General features: G+C 56.3%; 21 protein-coding genes. 10 read left to right on the top strand and 11 right to left on the bottom strand.

Translation table 11 applies throughout. The features are described from left to right. Window positions 1–4 precede the first annotated feature (4 nt). The 4 genes from R5L00_RS00435 to R5L00_RS00420 form a co-directional block, all read right to left on the bottom strand. A complete protein-coding gene (locus tag R5L00_RS00435; protein ID WP_107692849.1) occupies window positions 5–301 on the bottom strand; it encodes a hypothetical protein in 297 nt (98 codons plus the stop codon). Between the two features lie 375 nt (window positions 302–676). After that, on the bottom strand, window positions 677–1,990 hold the full coding sequence (locus R5L00_RS00430; protein ID WP_317652799.1) for a tetratricopeptide repeat-containing protein: 1,314 nt from the start codon (window positions 1,988–1,990) through the stop codon (window positions 677–679). A gap of 264 nt (window positions 1,991–2,254) precedes the next feature. Continuing rightward, window positions 2,255–3,901: a hypothetical protein gene (locus R5L00_RS00425; protein ID WP_317652798.1), complete on the bottom strand. Its 1,647-nt coding sequence runs from the start codon at window positions 3,899–3,901 to the stop codon at window positions 2,255–2,257. Window positions 3,902–5,319: 1,418 nt separating this feature from the next. Further along, window positions 5,320–6,594 carry an NADH:flavin oxidoreductase/NADH oxidase gene (locus R5L00_RS00420; RefSeq protein ID WP_317652797.1) on the bottom strand — a complete coding sequence of 425 codons (1,275 nt, stop codon included), beginning with the start codon at window positions 6,592–6,594 and terminating at the stop codon, window positions 5,320–5,322. A 379-nt stretch (window positions 6,595–6,973) separates the two neighbouring features. Here R5L00_RS00420 and R5L00_RS00415 point away from each other — a divergent pair, with 379 nt between their 5' ends. The 5 genes from R5L00_RS00415 to R5L00_RS00395 all read left to right on the top strand — a co-directional run bounded on the left by R5L00_RS00415 (window position 6,974) and on the right by R5L00_RS00395 (window position 13,483). After that, window positions 6,974–7,990: an NAD(P)-dependent alcohol dehydrogenase gene (locus R5L00_RS00415; protein ID WP_317652796.1), complete on the top strand. Its 1,017-nt coding sequence runs from the start codon at window positions 6,974–6,976 to the stop codon at window positions 7,988–7,990. Between the two features lie 208 nt (window positions 7,991–8,198). Then, entirely contained in the window at window positions 8,199–9,632 is a 1,434-nt protein-coding gene (locus tag R5L00_RS00410) for a sensor histidine kinase (RefSeq protein WP_107693433.1), read from the top strand. 1 nt (window position 9,633) lies between these two features. Next, window positions 9,634–10,290, top strand: a complete 657-nt coding sequence (locus R5L00_RS00405; protein WP_107692852.1) for a response regulator — start codon at window positions 9,634–9,636, stop codon at window positions 10,288–10,290. A 261-nt stretch (window positions 10,291–10,551) separates the two neighbouring features. After that, a complete protein-coding gene (locus tag R5L00_RS00400) occupies window positions 10,552–11,010 on the top strand; it encodes a hypothetical protein (RefSeq protein ID WP_258192539.1) in 459 nt (152 codons plus the stop codon). A gap of 1,057 nt (window positions 11,011–12,067) precedes the next feature. Then, window positions 12,068–13,483: an adhesin gene (locus tag R5L00_RS00395; protein WP_317652794.1), complete on the top strand. Its 1,416-nt coding sequence runs from the start codon at window positions 12,068–12,070 to the stop codon at window positions 13,481–13,483. Between the two features lie 315 nt (window positions 13,484–13,798). On the opposite strand, the gene R5L00_RS00390 is transcribed toward R5L00_RS00395, so the two are convergent. Then, window positions 13,799–14,260 (bottom strand): PA2169 family four-helix-bundle protein, encoded by a 462-nt coding sequence (locus tag R5L00_RS00390; RefSeq protein WP_317652793.1) that lies wholly within the window; start codon window positions 14,258–14,260, stop codon window positions 13,799–13,801. Window positions 14,261–14,447: 187 nt separating this feature from the next. Beyond that, entirely contained in the window at window positions 14,448–16,799 is a 2,352-nt protein-coding gene (locus R5L00_RS00385; protein ID WP_317652792.1) for a S8 family peptidase, read from the bottom strand. Between the two features lie 379 nt (window positions 16,800–17,178). On the opposite strand from R5L00_RS00385, the gene R5L00_RS00380 reads away from it, so the two are divergent. After that, window positions 17,179–18,357: a PEP-CTERM sorting domain-containing protein gene (locus R5L00_RS00380; protein ID WP_317652790.1), complete on the top strand. Its 1,179-nt coding sequence runs from the start codon at window positions 17,179–17,181 to the stop codon at window positions 18,355–18,357. Here the strand turns inward: R5L00_RS00380 and R5L00_RS00375 are convergent. Further along, window positions 18,346–18,657 (bottom strand): hypothetical protein, encoded by a 312-nt coding sequence (locus R5L00_RS00375; protein WP_317652789.1) that lies wholly within the window; start codon window positions 18,655–18,657, stop codon window positions 18,346–18,348. The genes R5L00_RS00380 and R5L00_RS00375 overlap by 12 nt on opposite strands. A 123-nt stretch (window positions 18,658–18,780) precedes the next feature. Continuing rightward, window positions 18,781–19,341, bottom strand: a complete 561-nt coding sequence (locus tag R5L00_RS00370; RefSeq protein WP_317652788.1) for an NAD(P)H-dependent oxidoreductase — start codon at window positions 19,339–19,341, stop codon at window positions 18,781–18,783. 294 nt (window positions 19,342–19,635) lie between these two features. On the opposite strand from R5L00_RS00370, the gene R5L00_RS00365 reads away from it, so the two are divergent. From R5L00_RS00365 to R5L00_RS00355, 3 genes are all read left to right on the top strand, one after another. Then, window positions 19,636–20,406: a polysaccharide deacetylase family protein gene (locus R5L00_RS00365; protein WP_317652786.1), complete on the top strand. Its 771-nt coding sequence runs from the start codon at window positions 19,636–19,638 to the stop codon at window positions 20,404–20,406. Window positions 20,407–20,853: 447 nt separating this feature from the next. Continuing rightward, window positions 20,854–21,459 carry a polysaccharide deacetylase family protein gene (locus R5L00_RS00360; protein ID WP_317652785.1) on the top strand — a complete coding sequence of 202 codons (606 nt, stop codon included), beginning with the start codon at window positions 20,854–20,856 and terminating at the stop codon, window positions 21,457–21,459. 202 nt (window positions 21,460–21,661) lie between these two features. Continuing rightward, a complete protein-coding gene (locus R5L00_RS00355) occupies window positions 21,662–21,985 on the top strand; it encodes a hypothetical protein (protein WP_317652784.1) in 324 nt (107 codons plus the stop codon). Window positions 21,986–22,038: 53 nt separating this feature from the next. On the opposite strand, the gene R5L00_RS00350 is transcribed toward R5L00_RS00355, so the two are convergent. The 3 genes from R5L00_RS00350 to chrA all read right to left on the bottom strand — a co-directional run bounded on the left by R5L00_RS00350 (window position 22,039) and on the right by chrA (window position 25,314). Beyond that, entirely contained in the window at window positions 22,039–22,179 is a 141-nt protein-coding gene (locus R5L00_RS00350) for a DUF3309 family protein (protein WP_411555570.1), read from the bottom strand. 99 nt (window positions 22,180–22,278) lie between these two features. After that, window positions 22,279–23,619 (bottom strand): peptide-methionine (S)-S-oxide reductase MsrA, encoded by a 1,341-nt coding sequence (msrA, locus tag R5L00_RS00345; RefSeq protein WP_317652782.1) that lies wholly within the window; start codon window positions 23,617–23,619, stop codon window positions 22,279–22,281. 312 nt (window positions 23,620–23,931) lie between these two features. Continuing rightward, window positions 23,932–25,314, bottom strand: coding sequence for a chromate efflux transporter (gene chrA / locus R5L00_RS00340; protein WP_317654207.1), 1,383 nt, complete (start codon window positions 25,312–25,314; stop codon window positions 23,932–23,934). A 729-nt stretch (window positions 25,315–26,043) separates the two neighbouring features. Between chrA and R5L00_RS00335 the strand changes: the two genes are divergently transcribed. Next, a complete protein-coding gene (locus R5L00_RS00335; RefSeq protein WP_317652780.1) occupies window positions 26,044–26,256 on the top strand; it encodes a hypothetical protein in 213 nt (70 codons plus the stop codon). The last annotated feature ends 113 nt before the right edge of the window (window positions 26,257–26,369 follow it).

Raw genomic sequence — 26,369 nt, 5'->3', positions numbered from 1 at the left:
AATATTAATCATCCTTCCGGTGACGAATCACATCGATCGCGTTCATGGCGATTTCCATGGCCTGGTCGTTATTCTCCCGTTCTCTCTTTACCATCGCTGTAACTATCTGGTGCATGATTTCGGCTTCCTCGTATGTCGTGCAGCGCATCCTGAATTGATCGAGCGCTCCGCCCACTACCATGGTTTCAAACAACAGGGGAGGGCCGTCATCATCGGAGTTATGATCCATGCCAAGAAATATGGTGCTTACCCGAACCTCGTCCAGGTGATCGTCGGCTATTTTCGGATCGCGGCTAGCCATGCTTTGCCCCCACTTGAACATGTTAGAGCAGGGCACTGCCTCGCGGCCTCGAAGTAAATAGTATTTAGTCACTGTTTTTTTTAATTATCCACAGGTTTGACAAATATATTCACAAAGTCGATTCCTGAACTTATATACCTGTCCGCAGAGGCAGTCTGTTACCAGCCGCACCGACGTTCGCGCGCAACATAGTTCGCCCCGTCTGCGAGTTACCTTTGGCCACGAGGAGCGGCCGGTCTTTTGCAAACCTCTGCGGTCCGGCCAATAGCGTTTTTGCGTCGCCGGGTAACCAGCGCTTTCTACCGCTGGGCCGCTGGGAATTGCTGCCTGGAATCATTCGATAGCGCAGTGAAGGTCAGCATGCTCCGAATTGGTTTACTGCCGGAAGCCCGCCACCCGGTGGCTTGCCTCCCCACTGGAGCGACCGGTTGCATCGTACAGCTTTGTGAGGTTTTTCCAGCTGATTTGTACGGTTGGGTGGTTGGGGCCATGCGCTTTTTCGAAGATTGCCAGCGCGCGCTTGTAGTAAGGTTCGGCTTCCGCATACTGGCCCCTGGCGTAATAGATCATGCCCAGGTTGTTGAGGCTGGTGGCCATGTTGAGCTGATACGGCTCCGCGGCTTTTTCGGCCTTTTCAAAGATAGCCAGCGCGCGTTGGTAGAACGGCTCAGCTTCCGCATACTGACCCAGTGCGCGATGGACTTCTCCCAGGGTGCTCAAGTCCCTGCCCACTTCGGGATGATCCGGACCCAGTGTTTTCTCCCTTATCGCCAGCGCGCGCTTGTAGAACGGCTCTGCCAGGGCATATTTGCCCTGATGGTAAGAGACTTCGGCCAGGTTGCTCAGATCGCTCGCCAGATCGGGGTGGCCCGCGCCGAGCGTTTTCTCCCGGATCATGAGAGCGCGTCTGTAGAGCAGTTCCGCTTCAGCATGTTTGCCCTGATTGTGATAGACCGCCGCAAGGTTGTTCAGGCTTGTTCCCAGGTTGGGATGATCGGGAGCGAGTTTTTTCTCATAGAGCGCGAGGGCACGCTTGTAGAGCGGTTCGGCCTGCGCAAATCTATTTTCGGCATGGTAGATCAAGCCCATGTTGTTCAGGCCGGTCGCAAGGCTTGGATCGTCCGCGCCGAGGGCCTTTTCACGAATAGCCAGGGAGCGCTCGTAGAGGGGCCTGGCTGATGCATACTTCCCCTGGATGCAATAGAGTTCCGCCAGGTTGTTGAGGGTCTGGCCCACATCGGGATGTTCGGGGCGCAGGGCCATCTCCCTGATCGTCAGCGCGCGCTTGTAGAGCAGCTCCGCGTCCGTGTTTCTGCCGGCAGAGCGGTAAAGTTCCGCGTGCCCGTTGAGGGTGGTCGCCACAAGGGCATGGTTGGGGCCGAAGTATTTTTCCCGGATCGCCAGGGCGCGTTTGTACAGCGGCTCCGCCTCAGCATATCGGTTGTGGTCACGATAGAGTTCGGCCAGATTGTTCAGGCTGGTCGCGGTATCGGGATGGTCGGTTCCAACTGTTTTTTCCGCGAGCGCGAGCGACTTCTTCACTGCCGCTACAGCGCGCTCGTAGTCGCCCTTTTTATAAAGCGATATCGCCTCTTCGCTGATGGCCTTCCACTTATTCTCCTGCGCATAAGCAGGGTGCGCGAAGGCGAGCACCAGAGGCAATATAAAAGCGAGCGGGAGTGTTTTCATAACCTTCCTTATGAGCGCCGGATCGCGTAAACGCGAGGCTGCAAATCGACGGTTTGCCCCATTGCGCCCACTGATAACGCCGGTCATTTTCTCACAAACCTGGCGTGATGTATCTATTCCAGTGCAGCATTTGCGCGCCTCCCAAGGCCATCGGCAGAAGCTCGGGGCAAGCTTGGCTGCCGGACTGGCAAATTTATAATGGACCCGTTTTCACGCCCGCGGTTCCCGTGGTGCGCGGCTTGCATGAACCGTCGACCGGAGCCGCTATTTCCCGAGAACGGCCTTTCCCCGGACCAGTTCAGGGCGCTCGCTATCATGGTCGGCGGCCACGCTCTGAAGCTTTCCATAATAATCTCGGGCATCATTTCGGTTGCGTGCCATTTCCGCGGCGCGAGCTGCGCCGGCAATGCTGCGGAAGCGATTGGGATCGCGCTTCAGGGAACGCTCGAACTCGGCGAACGCCTCCGCCGGACGGTCGAGTTCAAGCAGCATCTCCGCCAGCAGTTCACGGGAGGGGGCGACATTGCCCGGGGTCACCGGATGTTTGTCGCTTGCTTCTTCCGCTTCCGCGGCCGCACGCATCAGGCGCACGGCCTCGTCATTGCGCTTGTCCGCAAGGGCAAGCCACGCATTGACCGTCTTGATTTGAAAGGCTGCCTGTCCCGCCCAATAGTCCAGTTTGGCGGCGGTCATCGCTTCCTTTAGCGCCTGTAGTCGGGCGACATCTTCGCGCGCGGAGGAAGTGTTTCCGCTCCGCGCGGCGCCGAGCCCACGGGCAAAGACGAGAATGGCTTCAGCCTGCGGGAATTTGTTCCAGGCCAGCTCTGCGGGCGACAGCTCGAGCGCAGCCGCGCCTTTCCAGTCGCTGCGTTCCAGTGCAAAGCGGGACGGGATAGCGGCGAAGGCATAAGCCGCGGGGAAATTTTCCACGTTGACCTTGCGGATCGATCTGGCTTCGTCGACCAGGCGCCTGGCTGCCTTGTCCTGCGCTTGCTGGAGGTGGGCGAAAACCATGTAGTCCATGGCATGCAGCGAGTCATAAGCGCCAACGCCGAGGGTCGCGTCCTTGAGTTCGCTCCTGGCCGCGCGATAGGAGGCCTGGTTGCTCTCCACCATCTCCGGCCAGAGCCCCACACGGCTGAAGATATGCGAGGGCATATGCAACGCATGCGGGACGGAGGGCGCAATCATTGCGTAGATCCTCGCTGCGGGCAGGCCCTTTTCAGCCAGTTCTGCATAATCGTAGGTGTGGATCAGATAGTGGGCGACACCGGGGTGGTCAGGGTATTTTTTGAACAACGGTTCCAGAATACTCGCGGCTTTGAGCTGATTCGCGAACGTTTTGTCGGTGGGCACTGCGGTTGCGTTGAGCGCGAGCGCATAGAGGACCTGCGCTTCAGTGTCGCTGGGATAGCGCGAGGCCACCCCTTCCATCGCTTTTTCATAGGCCAATGCCCGCGGCCGGTAATCCGTTGTCTCCCAATCGTTGAAAAGGATGGCTAACGCGGCAATATAATCCTGTTCGCGCTCGGTATGGGCGGGTATGCGCCGGGCGTGCGCCAAGGCTATTGCGCCGGCGTTCCATGCCTTCGGGCCAGGTGGCCAGGTGAACGGATTGCCCAGGGACATCAGGGCAACGCCCCAGTAAGCCATGGCGCAGGTAGTATCGTGGCGCAGCACGGTGCCGAACCAGTTGATCGCCGGATCGAACCAGAAGGAATGTGCTAACGCCATCGCGCGGTTGAATTCCTTCTGGGCTTCGGCGCTGCAGCTTACCGGGAAGTTCACCTCCCCGAGTTTTTCGGGGGAAGCGCTACCCACGGGTTCATGTTCATCGTGCGCCCACACGCTTGCTGCCCCGAAGGTGAGGATGATCGCAAGTATCCATGACGCTTTTTTTGCCCGAGCCATATTGTCTTCCGAAGTCGTGATAAAACATGCGTTATTTCTTAGCAATAGCGCAAAGGACGTCCCGCGGCCCATTAAAACATTTCATCAGACTTGGTTGCGGTGCAAAACAAGTCGGAGCGACTGTCTGTTAGGACGATACTTTTGTTTCTCTTTCTCCCTTTTTCCCTTTGAGAGGCCAGTCCGCCGTACTTCTTCTTCCACTTATAGCATGTGACTTGTGAGATTCATCACATCTTTCCCGCTGGATCTGTACTACTGTCTGATTAAGTCCGCTCTAAAACCAGGGCGGGCGAAGTCGAATCTTGAATCGCTGTTTTCAAGGTTCCGGTCGATCGGTTGAATCGCTCTATTTGAGCGTACAGGCGATTATTTTGCTACGGACATACGCGGGAACAAGCGGGCAAAGAGTGGTTGTCTAGGTATATGAAATAACAGGCTCTGTTGCAAAAAATAAGAAGCGATTAATCAGATCACACGCATAGTTTTCTGGTTCGTCCTTTTTTTGCAACAGAGCCGCCTTTCTCATCGACCAGTAGGCGTCTCGACTTCTGCTGGAATCTCACCGCAAGCAGAAGTACATTCGACCCACAAAACGCATATCCCCTCATCATTCTTCCGATATGTACATAGCAGTGCGCAGGGCGTATTAGGATGCTGTGCGCACGTGTCATTGCACGCCTGTTTAGCAGCGTCATCGACCTGGGGGCAGCTCAGATCACCAATTTTCTTGGGCGGGATTCTGTCCACAACCGTTGGTACGGTTGGCGGTATTGGTTTAGGAGATTCCATCTCACGTGCAGACGAAGGGGGCTTGTCTTTCGTATCAAGCACGGTCCAAATAGGGACTGCAATACTTTTATGTTCTTTCAATGCCGGTCTGTGCGGTCGCTCCTGGGAATGAACCCCGAATGCGCTCGCCCATACCAGGATTGCAAGCAAGAGTTTGGAAAGATGTTTATTCATAATTTTCCTGACTTGTCTCTGAGAGTTGGGATACTGCTCTCCTCTGCGAACCTTCCTGCGGATCAAGTTATAAGTTAACTATAGCATCGGGATTGGTAGATAGAGCAAATACATCGTTGTGTCTGGCGAGTGGCAGTTTTCCCGTGATGCTAATTATAGCGGGCCTGATTCCACTATCTTTGGACCTGGCCTCTACAACTGGGTGGAAGATGTTGGCATTCCGAACGATTCAATCTCTTCCGTAGCGTTGATACCCTGATAAATGGGGGAGTTAGTATAAGGACCCGTTGGTAAACCGGACGGGTCGATTTAAGTCATTGACGCTTGGATAACACCGGGGACCGTTTCAGGTCTCTCACGAAGAGAAAGCGGAGAGAGAAAGTCTGCCCGATCGGATCACCGCGATATAAAACCGTTTTCCCTTATTTCTTTTCTGAACTTCCCCGCCAACCCGCCTATTTTGCCCGGCGCCTGACTGCATAGCCATACTGGGTAGGCCAGGAGGGCTCCACTTCCACCGCGTGTTGCGCCTTGATGGCCCAGTACGGTTCCCGCAGCAGTTCCCGCCCGACGAAAACGAGATCGGCCTTCGCGCTGGTGATGATTTCATCGGCGAATTGCGGGTCGGCAATCAGGCCCACGCCGCCCGTGCGGATCTCCGCTTCATCGCGTATACGCGCTGCAAACGGGATCTGGTAGCCTCGGGCTACGGGGATCTTCGCGTCCGGTGTGGTTCCCCCAGAGGAAACGTCGATCAAATCCACGCCGAGCGTCTTGAGTTTTTGGCAAAGCACGATGGACTGTGCGATATCCCAGCCGCCATCGGCCCAGTCGGTTGCCGAGATGCGCACGAACAACGGCAGCTCCTGCGGGATGACGTCGCGCAGTCGCGTGGCGGTCGCCAGCAGTAGCCGCATGCGGTTCTCGAGGCTGCCGCCATATTCATCAGTGCGGTTGTTGCTTATAGGCGAGAGAAACTCGTGCATCAGGTATCCGTGCGCGGCGTGGAGCTCGATGACCTTGAACCCGGCGGCCAGCGCGCGGCGCGCGGCTGCTTCCCAGGCACTGATGCAATGTGCGATGTCCGCCGCGGACATGGGTTTTGGAACGGGGTCGCCGGCGTCGAACGGCAGGGGACTGGGCCCCAACACCTGCCAGCCGCCCTCCTCAGGGGTTTTCAGGCTGCTGCCGCCGTTCCATGGACTATCGCAACTTGCCTTGCGGCCGGCATGAGCGAGCTGGATGCCAGGGACTGCGCCGTGCGCCGCGACGAACCGGGCGATACGGGCCAACGGCTCGATATGCTCATCTTTCCAGATTCCCATGTCAGCCGGGGAGATACGTCCCTCGGCGGTGACCGCGGTGGCTTCGACCATCACCAGCGCCACGCCGCCAATGGCCCGGCTACCCAGGTGAACGAGGTGAAAATCATTGGCAAAACCGTCCTCGGAAGAGTACATGCACATGGGCGACATCGCTATCCGGTTGCGGAAGTTGATGCTCCGAATGGTTAGCGGGGACAACAGATCGACTTCCGGAATTTCGCGGTCATGCCTGCTATGGCATTGGGGGTGGATAATGTTTTCGGAGGGGCTTCCACCGGCTATACCGCCGGAAGCGACATCCCTTGCGTTGCGCAGCTCGGCCAGTGCAACAGCTGCGTTGTCCGTCTCATCTACAGGTAGCCGATTTTCGTGTGTGCCATCTCTGTTTTCGTCGTATTGGGACATGATCGTTCCTTCATCGAAGAACGCCTGTCGATCCCGTCAAGGTACGGAATCTCCAGATGTTCAGTCACACAATAATTGCCGGACCGGACGGCGAACCTGCCTGCCGGATGCGTGCGATAAGAGACACAATATAAGGAGACAAATAAGAAGCCTCGATAAGCCACGGTGCGGAATTCAAGCCACCGCTTACTAAGTGTAGTACGTAGTGTGGAAGGAACTGTTTTTATTATGCTGTTGCCGTGCACGAGCGCCGGGCGGCGCTGCAGAGACATAATGTCGCCGGGGGAGGGTGTTCCGCGGGGGTCGTATAGTGGTGCGCGACCTGATAAAGTATGCGGCATCGTTTCAATTTGATGCTGCAGTTTCCGGGACGGCAATCATGACTATGACCAACAAGGCGGTTTATGTACAGCCGGGTGGCGGGTTTGACCGCGTCACGTTCGGCAGCAGCGATCCGTCTCCGCCCAAAGCGAATGAGATGACGGTGAGAATACGCGCAAGCTCGCTCAACTACCATGATTATGCGGTGGTGAGCGGAATGTGGGGACCGAAGGTGCCGCGCATCCCGATGTCGGATGGGGCGGGAGAGGTCGTCGCGGTTGGCGAGGGCGTGACTGAGTTCGCGCCTGGGGATCATGTCGTCAGCACGTTCTTTCCCACCTGGCTGGATGGCGAATCAGAGATCGGCGATTTCCACACCGTTCCTGGCGACGGAATCGACGGCTACGCGCGCGAGCAGGTAACCATGCCGGCGACTGCATTCACGCGCGCTCCGAAGGGCTATAGCCACGCGGAAGCGGCGACGCTCACCTGCGCCGGGTTGACGGCCTGGCGGGCGTTAATGGTGGATGGAGGCCTGAAACCCGGCGAAACCGTGCTTGTCCAGGGAACCGGCGGCGTTTCGGTATTCGCCCTGCAGTTCGCCAAGGCAGCCGGTGCGACGGTCGTCGCCACCTCATCCAGCGATGAAAAACTCGACCGGTTAAAAGGGCTGGGCGCGGATTACCTGATCAATTACCGCAAGGATGAAAACTGGGGAGAATCGGCGCGCCGCCTGACTGGCGGCCGGGGGGTCGATCACGTCATCGAGGTAGGGGGACCGTCATCATTGGCGCAGTCGCTGGTGGCGGCCCGTATCGCCGGTCATATTGCCGTTATCGGCATTCTTTCAGGCGTGACGGCAACGCTGCCGTTGCACACGGTTCTTACGCGCCAGTTGCGCCTGCAAGGCCTGGTAGTTGGCAACCGGCGCTGGCAAATGGACATGAGCCGGGCAATCGAGGCGACTGGATTACGCCCTGTCATCGACCGGCATTTTCCCCTGGAACAGATCGTCGAGGCTTTTCGCTATCAGGAGAGCAAACGCCATTTCGGCAAGATATGTCTTGATATTTGAGCGTGTAAAGTGCCTGAAGCAGATAGCATTTAAAAGCTTTTAAGGTGTTTAAAGGCTGAGGCGCGGGTGCGAAGCGTCGCGCCGCTCTACAGGGAGCCGGGCAGGGGAAGAGCTCAGGCCGGACAGATGAAGCAAGCGATGCAGAGGGATGCAATTGCTGACACAGAATCAACGGAACTATGGAATCGATGAAACCTTGGGATCCTCTATGAGCGGCAATGAAAATAGCCCCGCGGATGCGGGCGTTGCCGTGGCGGAAGGCCATGGAGGCGCAGGACAAGTGTTGCACGAGCGTTTGAAGGAAATTACCTGCCTGTATGAGATTCGCCGGGGGATGGGATTGGAATTGTCCGTGGATGACGTTTGCGAGCATATTTTCAAGCATCTCATACCCGCCATGCAGTTCCCGGAAATTGCCAGCGCCGTGATCGAGCTCGACGGCAACCGGTTCACGTCGCAGAATCACCGCCAGGGATTGACGAACGCGCTGCAATCGAAGATCAGGGTCAATAGCAAGGTCTGCGGACAGTTGCAGGTATTCTATCCGGCGGACAAGCCATTCCTGGTGCCGGAAGAGCAGCGGTTGATCGACGCGGTCGCGAGCGATCTGGAGATGTGGCTGGAACGAAAGGAGATTGACGAGGCCCTGCGCGAGCGTCTCAAGGAAATCACCTGTCTTTATGAGATTCGCCGCGGCCTGGGGCAGGAGCTCTCAATTGACCGGGCCTGCGGGCAGATTTTCGAGCACCTGCTGCCCGCGATGCAATTTCCGGAACTTGCCTCTGGCGTGATCGAACTGGGCGGCAGGCGGTTTGTATCCGCGAACCACAGCGAGCGGCGCACGCACGAGCTGCGGTCCGAGATCAGCGCCAACAACAAGGTATTCGGCCAATTGCGCGTGTTTTATCCGGACGACAAACCATTTCTGGTGCCTGAAGAGCAGAGACTGATCGATGCGGTCGCCAGCGACCTGCAGCGGTGGCTTGAACGCAAGCTGCTGGAGCAGACGCTTGTTTCGATAGCGGAAGAACACCAGCGTACGCTTGGACAGGAGTTGCACGACAACCTTGGACAGCAGATCGCGGCCATTGGATACCAGGCGAAGGCCCTCGAGAAAAAGATAACCGCGTCGGGCAGCAGCAGCGATGTTGCCACCGTCGCCGCGTCCATCGCGGCCCAGGCTCAGACGGCCGTGATGCAGTGCAAGCAGCTTGCCCAGGGTTTGCTTCCGTTTGAACTTGAAACCAAGGGCTTGACGGCCGCTTTGCATGCGTTTGCGTCCCAAATAGCCGCCACATACAAGATCAGTTGTGATTTTTCGTGTAAAAACGAGGTTGTCATCACCGATAACAATCTCGCGCTCAATCTTTACCGGATCGCCCAGGAAGCGGTCAACAACGCCATACGCCACGGTGGCGCGCAACATCTGATCATCTTGCTGGAGTCGGACGATGGCATGCTCCGCCTCTCCATCTGCGACGATGGCCGCGGATTTGCCGGCACCAGCACGAGATCCGGACCCACGCCCGGGATGGGCATCAAGATCATGAAATATCGCGCCAGGCAACTCGGTGCCGCCCTGCAATTCCTGAGGCGCCCCGAGGGCGGCGCCGAAGTGCGGCTTGAAATGCGGACGGTTTGATATGGCGGCCTCTAAAGCAAAACTGATGCTGGTGGATGACCATGCCATGCTGCGTCATGGCATGGCGATGCTCATCAATCTGGAACCTGACTTGGAGGTCGTTGGCGAGGCCGGCGACGGCGCGGAAGCACTGGCCAGGCTCAAGACAGAGCCTCATCCCGATATTATTCTGATGGATGTCTCCCTCAAGACGCTCTCCGGGCTGGAGGTCATAAAAAGCATTCATGCCGTGGCCCCGGCATTGCCCGTGCTGGTTGTCTCCATGCATGATGAAACGGTTTACGCCCAGCGCGCCCTGCGGGCGGGTGCGCGCGGATATGTGATGAAGCAGGAGCCGGGCGAAGTGCTGGTAACCGCCATTCGCGAGGTATTGGCAGGGAATGTTTATCTGAGCAAGCAGATGCACGCCCGGATGCTGAATCGGGCCGCGACCGGAAACGGGCAGGCTGAGCCCCTGATCAACAGTCTGACCCCGAGTGAGTTTGAAGTACTGCACTTGATCGGGTCGGGCCATAGCAGCCAGGAAATCGCCAAATTGCTGAGCCGGAGTATCAAGACCATCGAAACGCACCGCTTTAATATCCGGTCCAAATTGAATTTGAAAGACGGGGCCGACCTGATACGTTATGCGACCCAATGGATTTCGGAAGAGCGTTAGCGCGGTCCTCGCGGCGCCACGTTGCCATACAGCAATCATGGGATTTAATCGCGTGTACATAATCCCCGGTTAGTTCCACCACTTCAGGCAGTTATCACCTTGACCCGCCTACGTGTAATTACCCCCGCATTTTACACTTCTGACACAAAAATGTTGTCTAAGGGTTTCCCTTAGCGTAAAACAAGGGTTTCCCCAATATACTCATAGTGTTGACTGCGATAGGATGACATCACTTTCAATCCTTTTGGGTTTATTACTCTCATGAAAACGACGATAGGAAAGCATCTCGCGGTTTTGTCCATGCTCGGTTTTCTCACCGCATGCGCACAGATGGGATCGCTCGAGGCGGAGGACGCGACTGCTCGCAAAGCGACGCAGAGCGCCCGAACCCATGCAGACCATGATCGCCTGGCGCAGCGTTATCAAAACACTGCCAAGGAATTGCGCGTAAAAGCAGAGGAGCAAAAGAAGCTGCTCCAGCATTACGAGGAGAAAAGCTATCTCTACGGCAGGCAGGCTCAGGATAACAAATCTCATACCGCGGCTTTACTTTCCAGGTACGAGCGAGCCGTAGAGGACAACGTGAAGCTGGCTGCTCATCACCGGAACATGGCGGCCGAACTCGCCAAGGGTAATTATGCGGCATCGGACGCGCCGCGCCAGGACGATAACCGGGAGATCAAGGCGAAGGTTAGCTCTGACCCCGGCAATCGTCTGTAAACCTTTTAACGTCTAACGCGTTTTTACTGTGTCACGAGGATACCGCTCACGTCGAACCAGGTCGGCGTGAGCGGTAAATTTCTTCAACAGGGTGATTCCTTCATCCGTCCTTGATTGCGATTGCTTGATCGCAATTCCTTACAGCGATCCTTATTCCTTAAGCCGATTGCTTGCATCCGGATAGCCGCCAGTTCCCACCCGCGCGGCCATTCACATATACACAAAACCGGCATCAAACCGACTTAAAACCGCTCGCATAACTGACACCGCCCACATATTGTTTAGTCGTGTAGCCTGTTATTGGATCGGCGTACAGACCAGGCTACGAGACCGGCGGGTAAGAATGAGAAACGGCAACAGATTTTCTGGCCGGGTTAGAGCGCAAAGGATCGTGGGATAGAGAATAAATTCAGACCGTTCCTGTTCGCGCAACCAGCCTTGCTAAAATATGTTGCCTGGCAGGGGATTCCCGGGATACACATTTCAAGAAGAAGTATAAGAGACGAACGCTCTTTTTATGGTTGGGGTCGAGGAACCTTGTCAGGTTCGTTTAATCTGCCGCCGGCAATATACTTCCGTCCCCGCGATCCGCGGGGCTTCAACCTCGACCAGTGTCCAGCCCGGCAGGCGTTATACCGGCCCTAAAGCTTGAAAGGAGCGATGCCTAAGCAAGGCCCTACGGACTTGGCCCAGAATACCCTGGATTCCGGCCAACCCACGAGCGATTCTTCATGCACGTATGGGTCGCGGGACTCTCCGGTGGTTTTGAAGATGGCATGGGCTATCCGCTCTATCTGGCCTTCTGCGGATCTGATGTAAGGGACGTATTCAACCATTTTTTACACGCGGTTAGTCAACAGAACATCTCCCAATTTAAATAAGTGTGGCCCCGTTTTCTGTGCGGTAGACCGCATTTCGCAAGTATGATCCTGCCGCGCCGCGGGGGCCTCGGTCGTCGGCCGGCACAGGACATATGGAGACGACATTCAAAGGTGATTTTCACGACTACGCCGTTATAGTTTAGAATTGCTCAATCTAAACGGAATGGATTACCTGCATGAAGTGCGATGGGAAGAAAAAAGCTATCTCCTGGAAACATTTGCTGACTCTGGCGCTCGCGATGAGTCTTGGTGCGTGCGGCGATGGAAGCGGACCCTCAGCAAGCGGCGGCAGCGGCAGTGGTAGCGGCGGGGGTGGCGGCAAGACGGAAAAAGGCCCTACGACGGGAAAGTTGCTGGATGCGGCGGTAAGTGGCGTGGGGTACGCGGCGGCGTCCGGAGCTACCGGAACCACGGATGAGAACGGGATTTTCAAGTTTAACCATGGCGACACGGTAGAGTTCAAGCTGGGCAGCCTGGTGCTCGGCAAGGTCCCGGGCGCGGCCATTATTACGCCGATGGAATTGGCGGGGGATAACGATCACAGGTTGCGAAACCTCCTTGTCCTGTTTCAGTCCCTGGACGCGGATGGGAATCCGGCGAACGGCATTTCTATCCCGGCCGCTGCCGCATCTGCCCTCAGTGCCTCGATCAAACTGGATAGTGAACCCGCTGCGTTTGTTGCGTCCCCCGAGTTGCAGAAGGCGAGAGAGGCGGCCGGCATTTCCGGGCCCGTAAAAACCCCCGTGCAGGCCACTGGTCACTTTCTTTCGCAGGGAATGGCCATGCTCAGCAACCAGGTCTGGGTCAAGCAGGATGATGGGACGGCTTCCATTATCCGTATTGCAGGTACCGGCGCGAACGGCGCCGAGTATTTGCAAGGCGAGGCCACGCCGGATGACTCCTGCGACACCAACCGCGTCTGCGGCGGCAATCTGGTCAGCAAAGCCGGTGTCGAATACGGCACCGCGCACCTTTCCGGGGTGAATAACAGGGGCTTCAAATTCGCTGCAAAACCTGTAATCGATACCAATCTTCAGGCTGGGCTGTCGCATCCGCGCCCAAACTGGCGAGTTCGTAGCGATGGCTACAACCTGATTACCTCGGATATTTTCACCGTGCAAAGAAAGAGGGAACAGAAGAGTCTCTTCGGTGAACTCTTCCATATTGCCGGTACGCTCGAGATCAGCTCTTCGAAGGAGCCCATCAAGACCGAGGTCAAGGAAATCCATTTTTCCCCGATGGAGAACGATCCGAAAGGTATTACCGGGGCGTGGATTGCGGACCCCGCCAGCATGAAGACGCCAATGTACCTGTTCTTTTCGAACGGGAAATACATGATGGTCGATCCCGTGGGTGATGTGAAAACGGCCGATCACGAGAGTTGCGGCGACCCGGGAGTCGAGTTTGCTTCATATACTTATGATTCAGGCGGCAAAGTTCTGAATATCAAGGGATTTACCTACGATACCAACGGTTGCGCCGGTTTTTCCACCAACGGCCCGGTATCCTTCAGCATCAGCGCGGATGGCAAAACAGCAACGCTGAATATGCAGGACAAGAATACGCTTACGCTTCACCGCGTATCGAAATAGCGCCGTCCTGGTGAACCGGGGGTATTTATGTTTCGATACGTTGGACAGAGGCGCTGGCAGCCATAGCCTTGGTTCAGGCACGGCTATTGGAATTTCGCACGGCGAAACCATAACTTGCAGCGTTGGCTGGATGACCTTGTCCCGCCCAAACAATCCAGTCGTATGGGTCGCCGCCGCGCACGAGCTCCGCGCGTTTCGGCTCATATGCCGGATGGATTTATAAAGGAAATTTATAAAAAGCGGGGCGAGCTTGAGCCCGACACGGACAAGCCCGTTTTTTGACGCACAACTAGCCTCTTCCCCGGCCTTCGGTGTTCAGGCGGACCCGGCGCGATGCCGGGCCGTGTCGCGCAGCTGCCGCACCCGGTCGTGGTTCCTTTTCGCGCCTTCAAACTGGTGATCAAGAATAGCGCGCAGTTCGCCGGGCAACTCTTCCCTTAATGCATTCTCGTAGGCCATTAACGCCGCAGCTTCGCCCCGTTCGCATTCTTCCAGAACGGCGACGTTATCGTTATCAGTCAACATCGCTTTAAGATCCACCCAGGCGCGATGCAATGCGCCCGCCGGGCTCCCGCTCTTGTCCGGGTCGCCGCCGTAGCGTCTCACCTCGGCGCTTAATACGCGAACCCCATCATCACAACTTTGGGCGCGGTTCTGAAAATACATTTTCAGCGTGGCATCGTCCGTGTCATCGGCGCAGGTCCTGAACCCTGCGGCGCCATCCCGTGAAATGTCGATCAGGCCGTTGAGTATGCTTACGATTCTGGCATTATCCATTTTATTCTCCTGAAAGTGAAAGCAGGGGCTTTCCACCAGTTTAGGATGAGGTGGGTACCTGATCTGTTCGGTGAAGCACATTCCGTCGCTTTGCGCCCGGGGCGCACTCCGCCTGTCCGGTTTCCCGCCAGCGTGGCGGCGGGGTCAAAACGCAGCGATAAGAATGAACCCGGCGTAAACCGTGCACTTACATTGGTTTTCGCGGCGGTGCCAGCCGCCACGTTACTCGCCCGACTTCCTCGCCTTCATAAGTCTGCCGGGCAAACAGCTCGAACTCATGCTTCCGCATGGGCTCGGGTATTTTCACCAGCAACCGTAGCGGAATCTGCGCCTTGGCGGGGAAGGCGATCGGCGGAAAACTTACGCGTCCGCAGGGATTCATGACAATGTGAACCACGCGCTGAGAGTCGGGCCTGGGATAGGCCGCGGAAGCGATGTGATGCGGGCATACGCGCAACCGTTCAGCGAACTCCGGAGGCAATTCGAGCATGATTTCCGAACCGGCCGGAAGCCGCGACACAATCTCAAGCTGCATGCGGCGGGCCATGTCAGGCGCACCCGCGGCCATGAACGGCAGGGCCACATAACCCGGGGGCTCGGCACGCGGAGGCGGGACGTTATCAACCACGTTGAAATTGCGCCATGTGACATTGTTATTGTTGCGGATGAAGGTGGTGAAGTTATTCCAGACCATTAAATCGGCTGGCGTGGGGCCGGGATCGCGCGGGGTGTTGAGAATGCTGATAAAGCAATAATGCCCTGGGCCAGGGATGGCCGCCGCTGGCCAGGTGATGGCGCTTGAGACGGTCAGCAAGTCGCCGGTTGGCACGCTTGGCAGCGTTGTTGCTCCCAACAGGGTCCACAGGTCAGGGGTAAGCAGCGTTGACGGTGGCGCCCAATAGACGGTGGCGGTTACGTTGGAGGCCGCCGTGCCGCCGCGGTTGCGCACGCGCACGTAAACGAAATTATCCTGCCCGCTTTCAGCCTCGTAGCCCAGCGTCACGTCGTTCTCGGTGCCGCTGCCCGCGCCGAAAGCCGCCTGAGGATCTGCCACGGGCGTCTGGCGCAGAATGATGTCGGGGCTCGACGCAATGGCGCCCAAGTGGGGGTCGCCGTTATCGCCCACAAAGTCGCGCAGATAAATATCGGGCGACAGATTGAGCACCATGCCATCGATGATCGCGCGCAAGTTGGGCATGACGCCAATTCGGTCCATGGCTGGGTTTTGGGATGAGGTCCCGTTTGCGGGGTCGGAGAGAATCATGCGCAGTTGCCATGGCGCCAGTCGGCCGCCGCTGGCCGCCTGCATCAGGCCCTGAACTGCAAGGGCCGCGCCCGTGACGATGGGCGAGGCGCTGGAGGTGCCGTTGAACCCGGTGGTATAGAGGTTGGTTGCGGTGTTGGTGGCGTCGGAAGAGAGGGTATCCACGCTCTCGCCCCATCCATAACAGTCTATCCGGCTGCCGTGACAGGAAAAGCCGAGCCGGGCGTGCGGCGCGGTGGCGCTCGCCGCGCCTACTATGATGGCCCCTGAATCCAGAAAATCGGGGCTGGCGCGATTGAATATCTGCTGGCCGCCAGGATTGACCACGGTATCCAGGTCGACGCCGCCGTTGCCTCCCGCCTCCACCACTACAATACCCAGGGAAGTCGCAAGTTGGATCACATCGAAAACCGCCGGTTCAATCTCGACCGGCACGAGGTTGTAGCCGAACAGGTTCGTTTGCGCTTCCAGCAGCAGCACGTCGCCAAATTGCATGACGGCGATCGCGTCGAGTATTGGCTGCGCCGTGCTGTAGCCGCCCCCTTCCCGATGCTGGCCCACGCAGCGGATGGACGCCAGCGCGGGCGTGATGCCCACGCATCCAAGGGCATTGTCCGCCGCCGCGATTTCTCCCAGCACGCCGCTCCCGTGGAAGAAATAGGAGTGATTCAGCCCCGAGATAAGCGTGATGCCATGCGCTGCCAGATCTTCATGGTTGAAGGTCCAACCCCATTCCATATCCACCAGCGCCTGTCCGGCGCCGTCCCCGCCGGGAAAGTTCCAGGCGTACTCAGCGTCGATGCCATCAGGAGCGGGGTCGAGGTATCCCTGGTTGGCGAAGCGGGGATCATCCGCGGGGTTTACAAGCGGCGGCTCGACAGGCGGCGGCTCGACATAGGCAATGGCGACAGAATCCCATTGCAACAGCGCCCTCACCAGTTCTTCAGCATTCGTTCCAAGTGGCAGATTCACCGCGAAATAAGCGCCGAGGTTGGCGGCGCGGAAGGACGGATCCAGCGCCCGCGCCCGCTCCGCCAGCGCGGCAAACTGCTCAGGCTGGATGGAGAGGAGGGGTTCAAGCGTGATCCCCTCGAACTGGGCTGCCAGCGCGTTCCATGGACCCACCCCCGTGCTTTCCAACGCTCGGGCCGTGTCCTCGCGGGGTAACTGGACATGTTCCTTGAATTTCACCACCACCCGTCGGCGAAATCCCGGGCCGGGTCGCGCTTGTTCAGTCCCGGGCACGCCAGCGCTTTCGCCTTCATTCGTCGCCATTATCGAACTCCCCTTGTTGATTGTTATGAATAATGTATAGCATAGAATTGCCGTGTTGCGCGAGTGAGAACAGCCGTAAAAGATAGTCTGTTCGCTATTTTCGATAGCGCGACAGCTATCCCGGATGTTGCCGGTTACGGAGAAAATGAATATCCATTTTGCGCTGTTGCGTTTACCCGGTGCTCACTTGACCTGCAGGAAAGCGTGGCCTGTCGGCCATCTCCCCGCTATTTCATTTGCTATTTCCCTTGACAAATCGTGTGTGTGATCTAGTCTGAGACATGAATGCGTGCTTTCATGTAGCCGTGTGGGCCGCTCCATCGTAAATGAACTGTCTTTCGGTCTCTAACCGCATCTTACTTTAGCTGGGGCCTTTCACATGAACTCAATCGATTACGGGTTAAAAATTCGCAAGACTGCTCTCGCGGCACTGCTGGGCGCCGGCCTCACCATGGGGTCGGCAGCCTTTGCCCAAACGGCACGGACGACCTCTTACCTCATTGATACGAACAGTTGGCAAGCTACCGAGATTGTTTTTCCCGGAAGAGACACCTTTGCCCGCGGAGTCAACGATCTGGGACAGGTGATCGGGTATAGCGTCACGGCAGGGCGTGATCAGCATGCTTTTATCACCGGACCCGACGGGGCGGGGATAACTGATCTTGGCACGCTGGGCGGGCGGAACAATGTGGCTGAAGGAATCAATAGCGCCGGCCAGGTGGTTGGATGGTCCGATACAGTGGGGGAAGGCAGTTCCCATGCCTTTATCACCGGGGCCAACGGGGCGGGGATGACCAACCTCGGGACGCTGGGTGGGCCGTATAGCGCTGCCCAGGCAATCAACGCCGCCGGACAGGTCGTCGGATATTCCGATACAAGCTCGGGGGGCAGGCATGGTTTTATCACCGGCCTCAACGGGCTGGGCATGACTGATCTCGGAACGCTCGGGGGAGCGGAAACCTATGCGTTTGGCATCAACGCTGCCGGGCGCGTGGTAGGGTATTCCAGCACGGCCACCGGTAATAGCCATGCGTACATCACAGGCCCGAACGGCGCCGGCATGACCGATCTCGGCACCCTTGGTGGCGGGTTCAGCTCGGCGCTCGGGATAAACGGCGCCGGTCGGGTAGTAGGGTTTTCCGATACGACCGGAGGGGATCGCCATGCTTTCATTACGGGTCCCGATGGCGTCGGCATGACCGACCTAGGGACGCTCGGCGGTAATTTCAGTTTCGCAAAGGCCATCAACGACGCCGCGCAGGTAGTGGGGGATTCGTTTTTTGACGGCACGCCAGGGGTGACGCACCCTTTTATAACCGGCGCTAATGGCGTAGGGATGACCGATCTCAATACGCTGGTGCACCTGCCGGATGGAGTAATCCTGACTCAAGCGGGGGGGATTAATAATATGGGGCAGCTGGTTGCCACCGCTGCGATTATTCCCGAACCCGCCACCTATGCCCTGATGCTTGCCGGGCTTGTCCTGCTCGGCGTCGTGGCCAGCAGGAAGTCGGGCTCGAATCGCCGCTCTAATGGCCGTTGGGCTTCAATGGCGTAGCCAGTACGTCACGCCATCGAAATCGACCGAACTGAACTTCGCGTTGCCTCTCGCTGCCTCGTCCAGGCCTTTTCTGTATTCCGGCAGGTAACCGTCGCGGATAAGTTCCGCACTACGCTGGTAGGTGTGTTCCGAGGTGATGTTTTCGACGTTTCTCGCCAGGGACTTGAGCGCCTTTAATTCTTCGGAGTATTCGTCGGTACAGCGGTAATTCAATTCCTGTTCCAGCCACTTGATACGCGCGAACAGATCATCAGTATGTACGAGGTCTGCCGTATTGGTAATAGGTTTCGATTCCATATCGATCTCCTTTGTTTATAGACTGCCCGTTGTCTATCAGTTGCTCCCCTACCGCCGCGATAAGCAGGCGCCACGCCCGTTTCCTGTCTTGCCAGCCGGGACCGCCGTCGCAACGGCGGAAATTCAGTGCTTGTCGACGTGTTTCTTTACCCAGGCAACGTAACGGTCCATCCAGTTCTGGAGGAATTTCCTGCTATCTTCATCGCCGATATTTCCGGCCCCGTCAAATAACCCTTCTTTTACCTGAATGAAAGCTTCGGGTTGCCCCAGCGTCGGCATATCCAGGTAGGCGAGCGAGTTTCGCAGATGCTGTTGCGCGATGGCAGTCCCAATGGAACCGGGCGAAGTTCCGATAACGCCCGCCGGCTTGCCCGCCCAGGCGCTCTGGCCGTAGGGCCGCGAGGCATGGTCGAGCGCGTTTTTCAGGACGCCAGGCATTGACCGGTTGTATTCCGGGGTGACGAACAAGATGGCATCCGAATCTGCGATTTCCGTTTTCAGGCGCCTGACCGGCGCGGCGGGGGTGGCATCGTCATCCTGATTGTAGAGCGGCAGGCCGCTAATCTGCAATTGCCTGAACGAGAACTCCGGCGGCGCCAGTTTCACAATGGCTTCAGCCAGATGGCGGTTGAAGGAATCACGGCGAAGGCTGCCTACCACTACGCCCACTCGATAATCACTCATGTCGTCTCCTTTTGGTAATTGCAAAATAATGCAGAGAGTCCAGCGGACCAGCTTACCTTCCGATAGCGTCGGGTGCGAAATCGCTAAACTTGACTATCTGTTTGAGTTGGTCTAGAAATTAAAGCGTAGCACCGCAGGGATGGCACTACGCCTGCACATGTCCTTTATAGAGCAAAATGGGCCGGAGTGCCCAACAACAAAGAGGGAAAAGTCGGTCAGGCTTGCCTCAATGACTTCAGGGATGCCTGACTCTTAAGTAGCATTAATTGTAGACTTTTTCTGAGTGGAGGAAACATGAGCAACAATAACAAACGGGATGATGCCAAACGGAATGATGCCAAACGGGATGATGACAAACGGGATGACGACAAACGGGGTTACGACAGATGGGGTGACGACAAACGGGGTGATGACAAACGGCATGATGACAAAGGGGATGATGGCAACGGGGGTGATGGCAAACTGGGTGACGGCAAAACGGTCGTGCTGACGTTCGATGACGGGCCCGCGCCTATAGGAGCGCTTAAAGATATTCTGAAGACGCTGCACCGTGAAGACATAAAAGCCGAGTTTTTCGTCATCGGCAGCGAGGTGGAGGAGAATCCCCAGAAAACGAAAATGATCGTGCGCGAAGGGCATGAAATTGAAAATCATTCCTGGAGTCACGTTAACCTGGCCACTGCGAGCGAGGAGCAGGTGAGGCTGGAGCTGTCACAAACGCAGGATGTCATTGAAGATGTCACCGGGGTAACCGCGACGAAAGTTCGCCCGCCATTTGGAGCCGGGGGCTTTGAGGGCAACATCGATCCGGAATTGGCCGCTGTGGCCAAGGAACTCGACTTGGAGATTGTCACGTGGGATATCGATTCAAGGGACACCTTGGCGCCACAGGGCCCGGGTCCTGAAAAGTATTCGGATATCGAGAACCAGTTCCTCCAACAACCTGACAAAACCGAGTACGACATCCTCTTGCATGTGAACGAAGGGACAGCGGCGCAACTCCCCGCGTTCATCGAGCAGTTGTCGGAATGGGGATTCACGTTTGGGGAACCTGAAATCTTCTGACAGCGGCTCTCGAAGTGGACCGCCAGGCTATTGGCGGTCTGCTTCGCCCACACTGGGTGCGCGGGAAGTTGCACCCGGGGGCTGCGGCAGCGTTGCTCCTGGTCCCGGTGATCGTCCTTGCGTCCGCGATTTCAGAATATCGCCGAGCCCCGATATCAAGCATGAGCGTACTGCGACCGGGCGCGAAACCATGAATAACGCATTTCAGCATCCCGGGCCGTTCGCTTATGGACCCAACAGCTCGAGTTATCCGCCTGCTTATCGGCGAACTGCTGTAAGGCAACAAGGGCAACCGTGTTCGCGGGATTCAGCGATGGGGACGTTCACGGCAATTTTAAGTGCCCGGCGACGGATGGCAGAACCGCCGTTACGTTCGGCTGAACGCCGATGCGGTCTGTGGTAACCAGGGTAATAGTTGATCGTTGACTTTATTGCGGAGGGCGAAACATGCTGGGTGATGGCAAATCGGTCGTACTATCGTTCGATGATGGACCCGCCCCATGGAGCGTGCTTGAAAGTATCCTCGAAACGCTGCGTCTGAACGAAATCAAAGCAGAGTTTTATGTACTTGGCAGCGAGGTGGAGCAGTATCCTGACGCGGCGAGAATGATTGTGCGCGACGGGCATTCCATCCAGAACCATTCCTGGAGCCATGCTGACCTGGCAAGAGCGCCAGCGCAAAACGTGAGACTGGAGCTGAAGGATACTCAGGCTGTTATTGTCGATGCCACAGGAGTAATTCCGACGAAAGTCCGGCCCCCGTATGGTGGGGGTGGGTTTCGCGGCCACATTGATCCCGAATTAGCCGAGGTCGCCGAAGAACTCTCGCTGACTATCGTCACCTGGGATATTGATACCGAGGACTGGAAGACGCCCCAAGGGTTGGGCGCGGAGAAGATTTCAATGATCGAGAGCCAGTTCGCGCAACAACCGCGCAACACCGTGTTCAATGTCCTCATGCATGTGCAAAGAGGAACAGCCAGGGATCTGTCTTCTTTCATTGCCCAGTTGAGGGAATGGGGATTCGAGATTGTGGACCCCGAGAACTCGTGAGAGTTGCCGCGACGAACCGCCAGGACTCCTAAACGGCTGCATTCGGCCGTGCTGGTTGCGCTGGGCATTGTGTTCTGCGTTGTGTTCGGGCTCGGCGACAACGTTGCTCCTGAGCCCGGCGATGGGCTCACCGGCCGTGATTTCGGAATATCGCTGCACTCCGGATATCAAGCATGAATGCACGGCGGCGGGCTGTGAAACCATGAATAACGATTTCTCGCATGCGGAGTCGTTCACTTATCGACCGGAAAACCATGAGCTAGCCGCGTGTTTATGGACGAACTGCTATGCAGGCAATGCGACCGTGTTTGCCAACACCGCGACCGGGACGTTCACGGCAATCGGGCCGTTAATGCCCGCGGCTCACCCCGGAAATGAACCCATCATTGTGTCTCTGACAATCAAAGCCAGCAATAAGGCTAAACCTGTGCCGGGGGAAGGAGAAGCAGCAAGATTTACCGCCGTCTGGGGCTATGGAAGCGAAGCGCTGGCGCTGGAGATGGGCCAGTGCATAATGGTCCGGTAAAAGAGACTCGGTTCTGCCGCTTGAACTGCATTTTTTCTTTTTTTTGCATCCCGCTATCCCTCGCCTTGCCCGTGCCCGCCACGGGCCCATCGGGCCACGTCGTCGCTGCCCCGGCTTGCCCTCGACAGCGAAAGGCCGAGGCCGCCACTTGCACCATAACCCCAGTTGCTGCTATAGCCCCAGGTCGGAATCACGCCCACAAGCGCAAGCACTGGGAACGGGCGTGGAGGGCTCGGCGCTGGACACAACGACAAAACCGTTTCCGTTGCCTTGGTTATATGACCCGTTCGGACTTAACGGTCGGCGACAAATTTCAGAACGTTTCCATTGATGCAATAGCGCTTGTGGCTCGGCGGTGGCCCGTCGTTGAATAGATGGCCGAGATGAATGCCCGAGCTTGCGCTACGCACTTCGATCCGCCTCATGCCGTGCGAGTTGTCTTCGTGCAGGGTGATGGCCCCTTCCACGGGATCGAAGAAACTGGGCCACCCTGTTCCACTGTCAAATTTGGTATTGCTGTAAAACAGCGTTGCGCCTGTGACGGGGTCGACAAATCTCCCAGGACGCTTTTCATCCAGATTGGACGCGGTAAAAGGAGGCTCGGTGCCTTGCTTGAAGGCGATTTTCTGCTGTTCGGGCGACAGTAGCTGAAAGCCCAGCCATTTCCAGAAATTGGATTTCTCGCCGTTGTATCCCGTGTAGCGGGCGACTTCCTTGCCGTTCTTGAACAGCACGATGGTGGGTGCCGCGAACAAGGGTTTCTCCAATGTCCAGCCGCTGGGGGGACTTGAGTTCAGCGTCCTTGCAATGGGCACTTCCGCTTGCCAGGAACTCATGATGTCCTTTTCGAAGCGCTCGCAAAATTCGCAATGCTCGGCCTCGAATGCCACCAACTGTCGAGTGAGGTTCAGATCGCCGCTCTTCAGTGGCTGCGCTATGGTGTTGGACGTTGCAGAGTCCGCAGAGGTACCGGAGGAGATGGAGGATGTCTCCGCCTGCCCAACTTTTTTGGCGGAATCGGGGTATTTCACTCCGATACCCCCCAGTCCGCAATAGCCATCGGAATTCTTTTTCAGATAGTTCTGGTGGTATTCCTCAGCGGTAATGTAATTCTTCAGCGGCAAGATTTCGGTAGTGATCCTGCCGTAACCCGCAGCATTGAGTGCTTTTTGATAAACTGCCTGGGTTGCAAGTCCCGCAGCCTTCTGGTTCGCGTCATGGTAATAGATAGCGCTGCGATAATTGCTGCCGACATCGTTCCCCTGGCGGTCGCCTTGAGTGGGATTATGGTTCTCCCAAAACTTGGCTAACACTGTTTCCAGGGTTACCTCGGCTGGATTGAAAATCACCTTGACCACCTCCGCATGGTTGCGCGCTGTAGTTTTACCGGTGCGAAGCGCTCTTTCGTGACTAAGGATATCCTGGTAACCGGCGCTGGGAAGATCGCCACCCGCATAGCCGCTTTCCACGTCTACAACACCGGGGATTTCACCCATGCGCTTTTCCACGCCCCAGAAGCAACCCATGCCCAGAACGATATACTCCGTCGCCGGGCGTAAAGTCGTGATTTTCTCCATTGCATATGCTCCCATGATAACGCTCAACCCTGCTGCCATAGCTATGGCCGCCTTCATTTCAGGGCACCTCCATTGATCGCGATGGTGAGATCTCGATCCTGTTTTGTAACACTTAGAATACCCATCCTTCAAAAAATTCTGTCGCTTATCGTTAAAACAGATAATGCCAATACGCGCCCTATCTTAGTGCACCCGTCGATCTTATCGATGAGTACGATTCATGTTGCTTGTTCTACCCGCCTCCGCGAGGGAACAGACGCCTGTTAATCCTCCAGCGAAAATACGTTCCCGGCCGGCTACAGCGAAAAAATCTTCAGGCTTCCTCTCTTTGGAAAACGTTCGGGATTAGACATCGCAGTTCCTCCCTGATTAAAAAGCCAAGCCCGAGGCAATAATTGCAGGAGTTAGCAGATTCAGCGCCATACCGATGATTCCACATCCCAGAATGACGGGAATGACTCCTGCCTTGAAGCGAAACAAAGCAACCATTGCGATAGCGGCAAGCATGACGGAAAGTACATCAAGGGGACCGCTCATGCCAGATGGCCAGAAAACATGGTAGGCGAAAAACAGGGCGAGGTTGACGATAATACCCACGACTGCGGCGGTAATGCCAGTAAGTGGAGCTGTAAGTTTCAGATTCCCATGGGTGGTTTCTATAAAAGGACCGCCTAGCAGGATAAAAATGAAACTCGGCAGAAAGGTAAAAAAAGTGGCTACGGTAGAGGCGATAAAAGCTGAGGCAAACAGCGCATCCAGACCCAGAGCTGCCTTCACCCATCCACCGACGAACCCGACGAAGGTTACGACCATGATGAGGGGTCCGGGTGTGGTTTCACCCAATGCAAGCCCATCAATCATTTGATGGGGGGCCAACCATTGGTAATGCTCAACTGCCCCTTGATAAATATAGGGCAGCACGGCGTATGCTCCACCAAAAGTAAGCAAGGCCGCCTTGGTGAAGAACCAGCCAATCTGGATAAATATGCTGTTCCCGCCAAAGGCGAGGAAAAGAGCGCCCATAGCAGTCCCCCAGATGGCAAGACCTGCGGCCGCCACTCGAATAAACTTTATCCTGCTAAACAAGGCATGGGCCGGCGTGGGGGTATGGTCATCTATCCAGGCACTTGCAGATTCTTTTCTGGCGTCACCATGTCCACCCCCTATCCTGAAATGACCCGGCGTGATGCGTCCGCCCAAATAACCAATCAGACCCGCCCCCAAAATGATAAAGGGAAACGGTAATTTCAAAATAAAGACCGCCAGGAATGCGAGCGCGGCAATGCTCCATGTCACTCGATTTTTCAGCACGCGCGATCCGATCCGGTAAGCGGCGAATAGAACAATGGCCACCACTGCGGGTTTGAAGCCATAGAGCATGCCGGCAACGGCGGGAACCGAGCCGTAAGCCATATATACCCATGCCAGCCCGACGAGAATGAAGAAAGAGGGCAATACGAAGAACGTGCCGGCGATAAGACCGCCTGTAGTGCGATGCATGAGCCAGCCGATATAGGTTGCCAGCTGTTGTGCTTCAGGGCCAGGCAGGACCATGCAATAATTCAGGGCGTGCAAAAAACGGCTTTCTGAAATCCAGCGTTTTTTATCGACCAAATCCTGGTGCATGATCGCAATCTGCCCGGCAGGGCCACCAAAACTCATGAATCCGAGCTTTAGCCAGTATAAAGTGGCTTGTGCAAGCGTAACGGGAGGGGATGTATCTGGATTGGGTACGTTGTTACCTTCGCGCAGGACGTCCAAACACTCTCCTCTATCGGGAATTTCCCCGCTAGGATTGGAGCAAGCCTTGGACGCAAGCGTCTTGAATGGGGAGGCTGCCAAATCCCCGATAAATGATGCTAATTATTCTCGCCAAAAAACGCAAGTTCAACCTGCGCACGGTAACTTATAAACGATATTGAGAAGAATATCTTGAGGCGCATGGGCGGCGATCATGTTGCCGCGGCGATCACGGCGCCGACTTTGATTTAAAACCATGGTCGAGCTTCTACCCCCCGTCCATTTTTGAGTCCTGGAAAATCCATCAAGCGAAATCTCTGCCAGCCTGTCTGCTAGTGAACAGATGTAGCCTCTTCAACTCTACATCATCGCACCACCACCGTAATCAAAAAAATGGAAGGTGCTGAAAAATGAATTTTGACCATGCAGAACTACGGAAAAGCTTACGTAGTACGAAGTTGCAGGAAACTCCTCACAAGAAATATTTCGGCTTAGTAAACTGGGGCTGGCGCTTAATGTGACGTTTAGTATCCTTCTATCCTAACGCCTAGCTTTGCTCCAGACACGGTCACATAAGTAGCTTTGCGCGAGCTTCCTGGGCAAAACCTAGTCGGCACTTTTTACAATTCGGCAGGAAATACTTCTTACACTTTGATCCAATACATTCTTTTGATCGGGAATGTTTATTGCTTATAAACCTATCGGTGATCCAAACTACCTTAATCGATAGGCTTCTGAATTATGGTTCAAGAAAAAAGCGTGCACCGGCCGGTGGAGGCCGTACTCGAAGCGAGCCACAACGACGGCAACCCGGAGCTAAATCGCAGCGAGACACTTCGAAGACTCATGGAGTTTTACGAATCCGACGAAACTGCCAACGAAGAGGAAAGTGAGATTGACGTGATAAATCAACTATACGACACGACAAATAGCGCTACAAAAAGGGAGGAGTAAACTGGTCGGTATCTGTACCATGAGCAGGCAGGTAACACGAAGATGTTTGCCGCGGAGGTCGTGCCAGTTTGCCAAGGAAAACTGATTCCGTTGCATAGTTACTCCTTTTGGTG

This window comes from Nitrosospira sp. Is2 (assembly GCF_033095785.1).
GTDB lineage: Bacteria > Pseudomonadota > Gammaproteobacteria > Burkholderiales > Nitrosomonadaceae > Nitrosospira.
The sequence above is the reverse complement of the archived record's forward strand: the minus strand, read 5'-3'. Positions and strand labels throughout refer to the sequence as shown.

Excerpts from the sequence above, each read along its gene's own strand:
- R5L00_RS00435 (WP_107692849.1), bottom strand. The coding sequence starts at position 301 with ATGGCTAGCCGCGATCCGAAAATAGCCGACGATCACCTGGACGAGGTT.
- R5L00_RS00430 (WP_317652799.1), bottom strand. The coding sequence starts at position 1,990 with ATGAAAACACTCCCGCTCGCTTTTATATTGCCTCTGGTGCTCGCCTTC.
- R5L00_RS00425 (WP_317652798.1), bottom strand. The coding sequence starts at position 3,901 with ATGGCTCGGGCAAAAAAAGCGTCATGGATACTTGCGATCATCCTCACC.
- R5L00_RS00420 (WP_317652797.1), bottom strand. The coding sequence starts at position 6,594 with ATGTCCCAATACGACGAAAACAGAGATGGCACACACGAAAATCGGCTA.
- R5L00_RS00415 (WP_317652796.1), top strand. The coding sequence starts at position 6,974 with ATGACTATGACCAACAAGGCGGTTTATGTACAGCCGGGTGGCGGGTTT.
- R5L00_RS00410 (WP_107693433.1), top strand. The coding sequence starts at position 8,199 with ATGAGCGGCAATGAAAATAGCCCCGCGGATGCGGGCGTTGCCGTGGCG.
- R5L00_RS00405 (WP_107692852.1), top strand. The coding sequence starts at position 9,634 with ATGGCGGCCTCTAAAGCAAAACTGATGCTGGTGGATGACCATGCCATG.
- R5L00_RS00400 (WP_258192539.1), top strand. The coding sequence starts at position 10,552 with ATGAAAACGACGATAGGAAAGCATCTCGCGGTTTTGTCCATGCTCGGT.
- R5L00_RS00395 (WP_317652794.1), top strand. The coding sequence starts at position 12,068 with ATGAAGTGCGATGGGAAGAAAAAAGCTATCTCCTGGAAACATTTGCTG.
- R5L00_RS00390 (WP_317652793.1), bottom strand. The coding sequence starts at position 14,260 with ATGGATAATGCCAGAATCGTAAGCATACTCAACGGCCTGATCGACATT.
- R5L00_RS00385 (WP_317652792.1), bottom strand. The coding sequence starts at position 16,799 with ATGGCGACGAATGAAGGCGAAAGCGCTGGCGTGCCCGGGACTGAACAA.
- R5L00_RS00380 (WP_317652790.1), top strand. The coding sequence starts at position 17,179 with ATGAACTCAATCGATTACGGGTTAAAAATTCGCAAGACTGCTCTCGCG.
- R5L00_RS00375 (WP_317652789.1), bottom strand. The coding sequence starts at position 18,657 with ATGGAATCGAAACCTATTACCAATACGGCAGACCTCGTACATACTGAT.
- R5L00_RS00370 (WP_317652788.1), bottom strand. The coding sequence starts at position 19,341 with ATGAGTGATTATCGAGTGGGCGTAGTGGTAGGCAGCCTTCGCCGTGAT.
- R5L00_RS00365 (WP_317652786.1), top strand. The coding sequence starts at position 19,636 with ATGAGCAACAATAACAAACGGGATGATGCCAAACGGAATGATGCCAAA.
- R5L00_RS00360 (WP_317652785.1), top strand. The coding sequence starts at position 20,854 with ATGCTGGGTGATGGCAAATCGGTCGTACTATCGTTCGATGATGGACCC.
- R5L00_RS00355 (WP_317652784.1), top strand. The coding sequence starts at position 21,662 with ATGAATAACGATTTCTCGCATGCGGAGTCGTTCACTTATCGACCGGAA.
- msrA (WP_317652782.1), bottom strand. The coding sequence starts at position 23,619 with ATGAAGGCGGCCATAGCTATGGCAGCAGGGTTGAGCGTTATCATGGGA.
- R5L00_RS00335 (WP_317652780.1), top strand. The coding sequence starts at position 26,044 with ATGGTTCAAGAAAAAAGCGTGCACCGGCCGGTGGAGGCCGTACTCGAA.